The 11795-nt window shown below is 36.8% G+C and carries 11 protein-coding genes; 6 read left to right on the forward strand and 5 right to left on the reverse strand.

Annotated elements, in window-relative coordinates:
* Window positions 1-28: 28 nt before the first annotated feature.
* Entirely contained in the window at window positions 29-289 is a 261-nt protein-coding gene (locus GN157_RS05215; RefSeq protein WP_157482049.1) for a (2Fe-2S) ferredoxin domain-containing protein, read from the reverse strand.
* Between the two features lie 72 nt (window positions 290-361).
* Here GN157_RS05215 and GN157_RS05220 point away from each other — a divergent pair, with 72 nt between their 5' ends.
* The 5 genes from GN157_RS05220 (at window position 362) to GN157_RS05240 (ending at window position 5772) form a co-directional block, all read left to right on the forward strand.
* On the forward strand, window positions 362-1423 hold the full coding sequence (locus tag GN157_RS05220) for a DUF3810 domain-containing protein (RefSeq protein ID WP_157482050.1): 1062 nt from the start codon (window positions 362-364) through the stop codon (window positions 1421-1423).
* A 40-nt stretch (window positions 1424-1463) separates the two neighbouring features.
* The gene (locus GN157_RS05225; RefSeq protein ID WP_035136061.1) at window positions 1464-1958 is read left to right on the forward strand and encodes an RNA polymerase sigma factor; all 495 of its coding nucleotides are present in this window, start codon (window positions 1464-1466) and stop codon (window positions 1956-1958) included.
* 12 nt (window positions 1959-1970) lie between these two features.
* Window positions 1971-2612 (forward strand): hypothetical protein, encoded by a 642-nt coding sequence (locus GN157_RS05230; RefSeq protein ID WP_157482051.1) that lies wholly within the window; start codon window positions 1971-1973, stop codon window positions 2610-2612.
* Window positions 2613-2619: 7 nt separating this feature from the next.
* Window positions 2620-3474 (forward strand): TraB/GumN family protein, encoded by an 855-nt coding sequence (locus tag GN157_RS05235; protein ID WP_157482052.1) that lies wholly within the window; start codon window positions 2620-2622, stop codon window positions 3472-3474.
* A gap of 186 nt (window positions 3475-3660) precedes the next feature.
* The gene (locus GN157_RS05240; RefSeq protein ID WP_157482053.1) at window positions 3661-5772 is read left to right on the forward strand and encodes an outer membrane beta-barrel family protein; all 2112 of its coding nucleotides are present in this window, start codon (window positions 3661-3663) and stop codon (window positions 5770-5772) included.
* Between the two features lie 49 nt (window positions 5773-5821).
* Here GN157_RS05240 and GN157_RS05245 read toward each other — a convergent pair whose 3' ends face one another.
* Window positions 5822-6625 (reverse strand): lysophospholipid acyltransferase family protein, encoded by an 804-nt coding sequence (locus tag GN157_RS05245; protein ID WP_157482054.1) that lies wholly within the window; start codon window positions 6623-6625, stop codon window positions 5822-5824.
* 46 nt (window positions 6626-6671) lie between these two features.
* Window positions 6672-7310 (reverse strand): NUDIX hydrolase, encoded by a 639-nt coding sequence (locus GN157_RS05250; RefSeq protein ID WP_157482055.1) that lies wholly within the window; start codon window positions 7308-7310, stop codon window positions 6672-6674.
* A gap of 66 nt (window positions 7311-7376) precedes the next feature.
* Between GN157_RS05250 and GN157_RS05255 the strand changes: the two genes are divergently transcribed.
* Window positions 7377-7820: a DUF4268 domain-containing protein gene (locus GN157_RS05255; RefSeq protein ID WP_035136068.1), complete on the forward strand. Its 444-nt coding sequence runs from the start codon at window positions 7377-7379 to the stop codon at window positions 7818-7820.
* Here GN157_RS05255 and GN157_RS05260 read toward each other — a convergent pair.
* Window positions 7817-8068, reverse strand: a complete 252-nt coding sequence (locus GN157_RS05260) for a hypothetical protein (RefSeq protein WP_157482056.1) — start codon at window positions 8066-8068, stop codon at window positions 7817-7819. The genes GN157_RS05255 and GN157_RS05260 overlap by 4 nt on opposite strands.
* Window positions 8069-8228: 160 nt before the next feature.
* Window positions 8229-11471: a T9SS type B sorting domain-containing protein gene (locus GN157_RS05265; protein WP_197429399.1), complete on the reverse strand. Its 3243-nt coding sequence runs from the start codon at window positions 11469-11471 to the stop codon at window positions 8229-8231.
* Window positions 11472-11795: the final 324 nt, after the last annotated feature.

The raw sequence follows: 11795 nt of genomic DNA on the forward strand, positions 1-11795 counted from the left end.
TGGTTTAGGGATTTAATTTATTTACTCCCTAAGATAGAAATTTTTCAACTATTTCCTTAACACCTTTTTCGTTTACTTCTGCCAGCCATACATTTTGGGGTTGCAGGCACATTACAGGAGCCTGTTTGCAGTTATCGGTACATTCCATTCGCACAATATCCACATCTTTTTTTAGTCCGGCCTCCTTAAGTTCTTCCTTAAAACATTTGCGTAACGATTTGTTGTAGCGGCCGCATTTTTTTCCGTCACACATAAAAATAACCTTTTCAGGAGCATCAATCTTTTTCATCGGGTTAACATTGTAACAGTTTATCAGTACAAAAATACTACTTATATTTACATCAAACAGATAATACAACCAATGAAAAAAAAGATAATACTGAGTATCCTGCTTTTAGTCCAAATACTGATAGTTAACCTGTTATCTTTTTTCCCTGATTTTGTAGAAGGTTATTACAGTAATGGGCTCTACCAGTACATATCTAAAGGTTCACGTGTATTTTTCGGGCTTTTTGGCTTTTCAATAGGCGATATTATTTATGGTATTGTTATTTTTTTCATTATCAGATGGATTTGGAAAACCCGAAAAACATGGCGACAGCAATACAAAAACAATATACTTACCGTGCTTAGTTTCTGTTCGGTTTTCTATTTTTTATTCTACCTGCTTTGGGCGACCAACTATCACAGAGTTCCGCTGAATGAAAAAATGGGCTTTGAAAAAAAATACACTGAAGAAGAACTTGTATCGTTTACCGAACGCCTTATAACAAAGGCTAACCAAATGCACCTTCAAATTGTGAAGGATGACAGCACCAAAGTGGTTAACCCATACACAGTACAACAAATATATGGCAAGGCGCTTAACGGCTATGATAAACTGGCTCAAACCTACCCCGACTTTACCTATAAAAAGGAAAGCGTAAAATCGTCGTTAATAAGTACGCCCCTCTCTTATATGGGCTTTGGCGGCTACCTTAATCCTTTTACTAACGAGGCTCAGGTAAACTATAACCTGCCGTTATACAACTACCCTACAACTACCTGCCATGAAATGTCACATCAGTTAGGTTATGCCAGTGAGAGTGAGGCTAATTTTATAGGCTATATGGCATCTATACATAATACCGACCTTTATTTTAAATATTCGGGTTACGTATTTGCTTTAAAATACTGCATGAGGAATATAGAAAAACTGGATGAAGAAAAAGCCGAAAGCATGCTACCGTTAATCAATAAGGGTATACTGCTTAATTTTGAGGAAAGCCATCAGTTTAACGATCGTTACTCCTCGTTTATAGAAGTTATTTTTAAAGGTTTTTATGATAACTACCTGAAATTAAACCATCAAAAGGACGGACTAGAAACATACAGCAAGTTTGTAGGCTACCTTGTTAACTACTACAAAGAAAAAGATTTATAGCAAAGTGTAACAATTTTACATTTTGGTATACCAATGCATTATGGGATCAGATTTAGAAAGGTCATTTGTCGAACAGTTACAGGAAAATCAAAACCTGATACACAAAATTTGCAGGCTCTACACAGATAGTGAAGATGCCCACAAAGACCTTTTCCAGGAGATTACCATACAACTCTGGAAAGCCTTTCCGCAATTTAGAGGCGATTCTAAATTTACAACCTGGGCTTACCGCGTGGGGCTAAATACTGCCATTACCCTATACCGGAAAAAGTCTAAAACCATAAATACTATTGAGTTTAACAGTACCATACACAAGGTAAACCAGGAAGAATACAATTATGAAGAAGAAGAACACATTAAGCTGCTTTACCAGGCGGTGCATCAGCTTAATGATATAGAAAAGGCCCTTGTATTTATGTACCTCGAAGACAAAGATTATGGAGAGATTGCCGAAACGCTGGGTATTAGCGAGGTAAATGCAAGGGTGAAAATGAACAGAATTAAAGGGAAACTGAAAAAAATATTAAATCCGTAACAAGGATATAAGATGGACGTATTAGATAAATTAAAAAACGACTGGAATAAAAACGGAGACCGTTATCCGAAGATTTCTGAAAATGAAATCTACGCCATGCTGCATAAAAGGTCTTCTTCCATAGTAAAATGGATATTGCTTATCAGTATCATAGAGTTTGCGTTTTTCCTAACGCTTACATTTATGCTAAATGATACACCAAGTGCAAAATCAATGGTGGAATACATAGGTACATCATTAAACATGGTTTTTAGTGTTATAGACATGGGTATAAACCTTGTTTTTATGTATATGTTTTATGTTAACTACAAAAAAATAACGAATATAGACACGGTAAAAAACCTGATGTCTAATATTTTAAAAACAAGAAAAATTGTATCACGATATATTTTTATTAAATTGGCATATACATTAGTAATGTCAATTGTTGTACTATTAATAATGTATTATAACGACCCTAAATGGCTGGCTGCTTTCCATAACCTTGAAGAGCATGGTAAAAGCGTACAGGCAACACTGCTTTATTTTATAGGGGGTATTATTGGCATTTCACTTATAGTTACGCTATTTTGGCTGTTCTATAAACTTATATATGGTATACTGCTTAAACGACTTAATAAAAATTATCAGGAACTTAAAAAGATAGAGATTTAACCATACAATGAAGAAGTTTTTATTTGCTATTATTGCCTTATTTACCATTGGAGCCAGTGCCCAAAAACTGGACAAATCATTACTTTGGAAAATAACCGGCAATGGCATTAAACAACCTTCTTACCTGTTTGGCACCATGCATATTACCTGTGATGCCACACTAAACGAAAATGTACTTACCGCTCTGGATAGTACCCGCCAGCTTTATCTTGAAATGGATATGGATAATCCTGCTCTAAAATCAGAAATGATGAAGGGGATGATGATGAAAGACGGCAAAAAAATAAGCAGCATGGTAAAGGAAGAAGATTTTGCCGTGCTGGACACCTTCTTTAAAAAAGAATTAGGCGTTTCTGTTAAGCTAATGGATAACCTAAAGCCTGCCCTTATAAGTATGTCCCTTATCGCTAAAATGATTGACTGCCCTATGCAGTCTTTTGAAGATGAGCTTATAAAAATTACCCATGAGCAAAAAGAGGAAGTTTACGGGCTGGAAACCATAGAAGAACAAATGGCTGTTTTTGACCAGGTACCTTATGAGGTTCAGGTGGAAGAACTGGTAAAAACTGCTAAAGACAACATGGAGCATGATAAGGCCGAATTCAAAAAGGTTATGGAAGTATATAATTCCAAAGACCTTAATGAGATTATGAAGACCATGAACGAATCTGAAAATAAGATATATGGCGATAATAATGATATCTTATTAACCAACCGCAACAAAAACTGGATCCCTAAAATAGAAGAAATTGCTAAAACAACTCCTACCTTTTTTGCTGTTGGTGCTGCACACCTTGGCGGAAAAGAAGGTGTTATTATGCTTTTACGTAAAAAAGGCTATACTGTAGAGGCTGTTAAATAGTTTGTACTTAAAATTACTTCTTAAAGGTTTTCAGTAACATAACAGCTATGAAAAAGCTGTAATGGCATTTTTTTTGATATCAATGCCAAAATTGCTCAAATAAACCAAACCAAATTTCGTAACCTTATTGTTTAGGGATTGCCCTTCCTGTCAATTAATTTGCGATACCCAAAAAACCAACAACCTATGAAACCAATTTTAACCTCAATCCTTTTAACTTTCTCGGTATTTCTCTATGCTCAGGATAAAAACACCGCTAACGATTCCATAAAAAAAATGGAAACCGAGCTTGACGAAATGGTATTGGAAAAGAAGAAAAAAGCAGTTGAACGACAGGCCGATCGTGTAATATTTGATTTTTCCGAACAATCACACCTAAACTCTGGGATGTTGCTTGACGGACTTAAAAAATTACCGGGACTTATCGTTTCAGACGTTGCCGGAATGATGTACCAAGGCAAAGGGCTACAGGTATACATGGACGGTCGTCCGCTTAATATTTACAGTCAGGATCTAACCGCTTACCTTGAAGGGATACCGGGAAATACTATTGAAAAAGTAGAGATCATTACGCATCCGGGAGCCGAGTTCCCTGCCACATCGGGCGGTGCAATTATCAATATTGTATCTTCAAAAAAATCTCAAAAATACCTTAGTGCTACATACTCTAACGGATATAGCTATACTAACTATGATAATGCACGACACCGGTTTAACAACAGCCTTACGCTAAACTCTGGCAACAAACTATTTAACTGGCAAATAAACGCTGGTCAAAGCTATACTGAAAGCTATCAGTCAAGCGAGTTTTTTAGTCCTGATTATTTAATTTCCCGAAATTTAACCGACAGAACTAATCGTTACTATTACCTTAAAACAGGCTTAAAGTTTGATTTTAAAATGGACAGGCTTCTTGTTAACTACGATATAACTACTAATAATACGTCATCATATATCAATGCAGCAGGTAATGGTTTTATATCGGACGATAAAGGGAAAACCAAAAACTTTTATAACGATGTAATGCTTACCTATCAAAAGCGTTTTGAAGACCCTTTTAAAAAGCTTGATTTCCGTGTAAACTACAATAACAATAACGGTAACTTTGATCAGGATTCCAGATTAAACGATAACATTGTTTTGAATAACGATAGTGATCAGGACTTCTATCAGTTTAAAACCGATTACTCCCAACAGTTGGAGTTTTTAGATAAAACAAAAATAAGTGCAGGTGCCCTTGCCGACAGATTGGATTTTGAGGCTAAAAGTTTTGGCAATACAAATCTTGACTATTCGCGTACCACATTAGGTTTTTATGCCGAAGGTCATGCCAACTATAAAAACTTTGAGTTCATTGTAGGGAGCAGGCTGGAATCTTACGATATTCATGGTAATGCCGGCAGCGATGACCTGATACCGTTTAAACAAACCCGATTTTTCCCAAATGCACTTGTACAGTACAATGTAATGCCACAAATATATGTTAATGCCAGTTACAACAAAAAAATAAGGCTACCTAATACATCGGCGTTAAATCCTAACAATACAAGCTACCAAAACCCTAATCTTGGTTCGTTTGGTAACCCGTTCTTACAGCCTACTATTTACAATAACTACGAGCTGGAGCTTAACGCTTTTGAGTACTTTTTTATAAACTACTCTATAACCGATGCCAATAACCAAATTATAAGTAGGGTAGTTACTACTGATAATGGTGCTGCCATTACAAATGAAAACGTAAATAACGCCACCATATATAACTTTAACTTTGGTATCCCTATACCCTATATGCTTTTTACAAAAGGTTTAAAGAAAACACTGGAGTTTGATTTTAACCCCGATGAGATTAATTTCCTTTTCATATATGTAGGAAATCAGAAAAACATAATACCGGGGCTTGATACCAAAAGTGTTTGGAACATTAACCTTACGTCACAAATTATACTACCTGCTAAGGTTAAATTTACGGCCTCTTACGGAACAACAAACACAGGTGGTTACTATAACTATTATGTTGTTGACAAACCTCTTAATCAAAGAGTAGATTTAACTTTCTCTAAAAAGTTCCTGTCAGACAATCTTTCGGTTTCGCTGTATGTAAACGATTTATTTAATACCGTTCACCAAAACCTTAGTATTGCTCAAACCGACCTGATATACAACAGTCGTTATGACTCACGAAGGGTAGGTTTTTCGCTTAGCTACAAAATACCAAGTAAAAACAAACAGGCTAAGGAAGAAGGTAACATTTTAAATAGTGTCCCTACTAACGAAGAACAAAACACAATAGGTAACTAACCAAAAAAGAGGCTAAATAGCCTCTTTTTTGGTTTATGTAAGTAAGTGGTTAATAATCCCACTGTCGTTTTTTATTCAGTTCTTCCTGTGCTTCCAGTTCTTCGGCAGGTATTACCTTAAGGAAAGACGGATGCTGCTCTATGGCAAATTCAATTTTCTCTACAATTTCATCTATTGTTTCGTTTTCATAATCAATATCAAGCGGCTCTTTAATGATGAACGACTGTAGTATACCTTTCTTCTTCATTCTAAGCCCCTTTTTATCAAACGAACGTCTAAACCCGTCAATAACAATAGGTACTACAATAGGCTTGTGTTGTTTTATAATGTGAGCCGTACCCTTACGAATAGGTTTAAACGGTTTTGTAGTTCCCTGCGGGAAGGTAATAACCCAACCATCATCTAAGGCTATTTTGATATTCTCTGTATCGTTTGGATTAACATCACGTTTAATCTCCTCCCCTTTTGCTCTCCAGGTACGCTCTACCGTAATAGCACCGGCATAGGCAAGTATTCTTGGTAACAGGCCTGATTTCATGGTCTCCTTAGCCGCAACATAATAAATATTAAGCTTAGGATGCCACAGGTATCCTACGTTCTTAATGCTATCCACCCTACCCTTAAGGCTGGCATTAAACACATGGAACATAGCTACCACATCGGCAAAATAAGTTTGGTGATTAGATATAAAAAGAACATTGGTTTCCGGTAATGCTTTTATAATTTCCGATCCTTCTATCTGCAGCTCATTAAACCCCCTATAGCGTTTGTGTGTCATTACGCCAAAGAGCCTTATAAGCCATCTTTTTAAAAATAATATATGTCCAAACGGATTTGTTTTAAATAAACCCATAGTTTTTTTCTAAAGTACAAGCTACAAAATTACAAAATCGTCAGCATTATAGTACTCTTTTTATGGTTTCTTTCAATTCGCTTAATATCATGGCAGTAGCTCCCCAAACGATATAGTCTTCAAACTTAAACGCAGGAACCATTATTTTTTTGGAATAAGATGTTTCCATTTCGGTTGTAATTACTATCGAATCGTCCAGAAAAACACTCAGCGGCAGTTCTATAAGCGCGGTAACTTCATCGGGGTTAGGGATAAAGTGTGGTGTTTCTTCCGTAAGGCCTAAAAAAGGTTGTACCAAAAAATTACTGGGTGGTATATAAATCTCGGTAAACGGCATTACCACATCAATAGCCGACGGTATAACCCCTACTTCTTCATAGGTTTCACGTAGGGCGGTTGCTTTAAGATCGGTATCTACAGCGTCTACCTGACCTCCCGGAAACGATATTTGGGCAGAATGTACCCCCGGATATTCATTTCGGCGTATTAATATTAAGTGTGCTTCCTCCTGTTTTGGGTAAAACAGCATCATTACAGCACTTTGTTTTGGATTGTTATCTTTATAGTAATCAGGATTTAGCGAACTAATACGTTCTATAGGAGCCATTTTTGCGTGCGCATTAAAGGCTGGTAACTCCTGATTTATTATTTTTGGCACATAATTTAAAAAGTCTGTAAACTTCATCAGGCAATAATCTAATTTTATTTAATAAAGATACTCCAAAAGGAGCATAATTAAAACTTATAAGCCATGTTTAGCAAAGCCGAATCACAACAAATGAAAAAAGAGTTTTGGACCGCATTTGCCGATGCCTATCCGCGTAAATGGCTTTTGTACAATACCAAAATTAAAGATGTAACCTTTAAGTTTTTTGTAGATAACAAAAAGGCTCAGGTTATGCTGGATATAGAGCCTAAAGATGAAGAGAAACGTAAAATATACTTTGAGAAAATAGAGTCGTTAAAAAACATATTACTTGAAGAACACTTACCCGATGCTATTTTTGACAGACACCATCACCTTGAAAACGGTAAAATTATAAGCCGCATTTGGGTAGAGAAAACCGGAATAAGCCTGCATAACAGGAACTCATGGAATGATATATTTGATTTCTTTAATGAAAAAATGGGGGCGTTTGAGTTGTTTTTCTACGAGTATGAAGACTACATCAAAGATCTTGAAATTAATACCTAAAGCGAGTCCAGCAGTTCTGTTTTAGTACGATATAACTCTTCGTCCCTAAAGGTTTTGCTATGCATTTCCCCACAGGGGTTTTTATCTATTACACACCAAATATCTATAGCTTTTTTACTCTTTTTGATAATAACGTTAGTTACTTTAGCTTTACGTACACCATTCATGTACATAAAATAAACTTCGTCACCAATATCATGCTTGTAACTGACTTGGTATTTAGGTTGGTTTTTAAAGAACGGTTTCATTTAAAGGTGTTGTGTGGGTTTGAATTTGAGGCGGGGGAAACCGCTATAAAATTAACCATTTTTTCCCTATTGGTAACAATAACCTTAAGGGTATAACATTATAAGTTAATACGTAATTACTTATAACATTTTACCCTATTATAACTTTAATAAAGCTTATCTATCTAATAAGTGAAAAATGCCCCCTGTGCAGTCTTCCGTCCTGCCTGGTCACAACAAACCAGTAATCTGTAGATGGTAACGGGCGTCCGTTAAAAGTACCGTCCCATCCTTCATAATTAGGCCCGAAAGTAACCAGTAGCTTACCGTAACGGTCGTAAATATCAATGCGTAAATCTGGCTCTTTAAACGAGAATTGTATTCTCCATCGTTCATGATGCCCATCACCGTTTGGAGTAAAGTAATTAGGGTAATGCAGTAAGGCAACTTCGTCGGTTTTAGAACCACAGCCATTTTTATCCCTCACGTATATTTGGTAAATACCGGTTTCCAAATCATAAAAATGATTATCGTCCTGATATATTGCTCCGTCTATAGAATATTCATAATCCCCGGTGCCCTGAGCCAGTACAGTAATCACATTCTCATCGTCAGTCCAGTCATCAATAGAAACTTCAAGCATTGACGGCGCTGCAGATGGAATTACATCTGTCGATGTAGTACCCTCACAAAACCTGTCTCCATAAGAACGTTGTACCGTAACACTATAAGTGCCCGGTTGTGAAACCGTGATTGTTCTTGTAGTTTCTCCCGTATTCCACAGGTATGAAGCAAAACCGTTCTCAGCTACTAACTGTAACGTACCGCCATCACAAATTACACCTGTAGTATTAATACCAGGCTGCGGTATCTCCCCTACAAACAATTTAAAGGAAGTAACATCAAAACAAATATCAATTTGGTTGTGTTCTACCCTGGCATAAATATTTTGCCCATTAATAACGTTAGTATATAATGAAGGAAGAGCATTAGTACCTGCCTCGGCATTTTGGAGTGTAGTATAATAAGTTATAGTATATAGGGAAGCCGACTGCTCTCCTAATAATCCGGCATTTTGCTGTGATAAATCAAATTCAAAAGTATTACCCAAACCTTGAGGTATACACACAATCATATCACTTACATCATTTGCCGTAGCGATAGAAGGCAATGACTGTACGTTAAACGAACGGATAACAATATTACCACAGTTATCTTCTACCCTAAACGTATATTCTCCTTCTGCAAGATTGGTAAACACAGGGTCGGTTCCGTTATCAACCACAAAAGGATCACCATTCATGTGTGTAATTCTTATTAAAGTAGGATATCCTGCTATATCAAGAAAAACATCGTTAGGACTCCCAGCACACGCCAGTGTATAAGCCCCTGCTATCGTTAAAGTTTCGGTATAATTAAATTCACCTAAAAGCTCCAGGCAGCTTATGTTTTCCTGAGTGCCGTCACCAAATCCTTCATGGTATTTAATAATCCTGAAATCACCCGAATAATTTAAGTTATTTACAGGTGTATTATTTTGAACCTGTAGCGAATTAGAACTATCAGGTATTGAACCTTCGGTATAAGCTACTCCTGTTTGCGGATGCCCCCAGGTTTGTGTAGCAGTATCAAATCGTTGTAACCAGTATTGAGCACCCTGAGTACCGTTACTATCATCAGTAACTTTTACACTAAAACTACCACAAAGCGGAGTAAATTCAAACGCATCTGTCGGCGGATGATAACCTTCAATTGTGATAGTAAGTGTTTTGGTTAAATCACAAACATCAGTACCCTGAAAAACATATTCCCCTTCCGGCAAGTTAGCCATAAACAGGTCTCCAACGGTAGTATCTATAAACGCGGTAACATCATAAGGCAGTGGCTCACCAAATCCCGCAGGTGCAGAGATAATTTGCATAGAAGTAAGCGAACCATTACCACTGCTAACAGAAACACTACCTATACCTTCAACACACGATGGTATACTAGTACCGCCAAATTCCTGTTCTACAAACTCAGGCACTTCTACTTCCTCCTCATACTCATAACCACATTCATCAATAAGATGAACAGTATAAAAACCAATAGGCATATTATTTAATGCCAAAACTCCTTGCTCTGTAATAAGGTCACTTACATCTTCGGGTAAAGTAGCTTCATAAGTATCTGGAGCCGATGTTATCTCGGCAAAAACAATCTCTAAATCTTCTATGCTCGCTCTAATTCTTCCAAAGAGGGAGAAACATCCATTATTACGTCCTGTTACAGAAGGGATGTAAGGTTCAAACTCTACATTTAACTGAGCCGTAGCGGTACGACCACATTCATCTTCCACCAATACTTCATAAACACCAAACGGAACAGGGTTATCCTCATCGCCATAAGCTACCGACGGTTCTGTATATGGTCCGTTTGGATTAGGCACAAAATCAGCAGGATCAAAACCATCAGGTGCATCTAAAAAAGTAACCGTATACGATTCCATCAACTTGGAAACGTTAAGTACCAAAAACTTGTTACCACATATACCCTTATGGCTTGATAATACAGCCTCAATATTAGGCTCTACAAAATTAGGCTGTGATGTAACCGAATCCCCACATCCGTTAGTAATGGTTATTTCATAACTTACACCATCTACAAGTGGTAAAACTTCAGATACTTCTATAGAACTCGGCGCACCGCTATCATAAACCTGTGTGGTTGTAGTATCGGGTTCCCCCGGAACATGAATATTATATTCAATAGTAACAGGATAAGATATGGAACCGGTTTCAAGTGATACCGTATTGCTAACAGTTATCGAATCACATGAATTGATAACAACATCAGGATAAAATGAAGCCGATATTACCGGATCTAAATCAAGTACTTCAAGTACATATGTTTTTACCTTACCAATACCACAGGCATCAAAAGCCCTTACATTGTATGTACCGGCAGGTAAGTTATTAAATTCGTTTTCGGTTTGTAATGGGCGTGTTACCGGTCCTGATATAATTTCACACTCAGCCAACTCTCCCGAAAGTGCATTAACAACAATGGTTGCTCCGTTAGAACAAGCCTCATCTGCCGATGTTACTTCAATGGAAAAATCAACAATGAGGTTATCAATCGTTATATCTTGTTGTTGAGTATTAGACTCGTCTTCAAGTGTTTGAGTAGCTATAACACGATACTCCCCTGAGGTAAGACTACCAAGGGTGTTTTCTGTAATAACTGCTATAGGATTGTCTGTATCCGGAAGTAAATAAATGGCATAGAATACAGTTGCATCGGGGGTAAGGTTAGAAACTTCGAAAGTAAGGCTACCATTCCCGAAACAGGTTTCATCTGTTTTTGTAACATCCAGCTCAAAATCAGATAACTGGGCATTTACAGTACCTGTAAATAACACCAGGGCGATTAATAAAAACTTCATCAACTTCATCTTCTGTACAGCGTATATACTTATCCCTTTAAGAGTAATTATTATGCATAATGTGAAATGGTTGATTTGTAGTTTGGTTACACAATAATATAATTATTTTTTAAATAACTAGCTCTTAAATCGTTATAAGGCTACTATTTATCGATTAACGGTTATAATTATAGCTACTAAATAAATAACCGTTAAAAAATAGTTTTCCCTACCAAACCGTATAAAAACAAAAAAACCCTATCCGATAATGGATAGGGTTTTCAAAAGAAAGGCAGTGTCATACTCTCCCACAAATTGCAGTACCATCTGCGCAAGCGGGCTTAA

The organism is Flavobacterium rakeshii, from assembly GCF_009741375.1.
In the GTDB taxonomy this organism is placed as follows: domain Bacteria; phylum Bacteroidota; class Bacteroidia; order Flavobacteriales; family Flavobacteriaceae; genus Flavobacterium; species Flavobacterium rakeshii.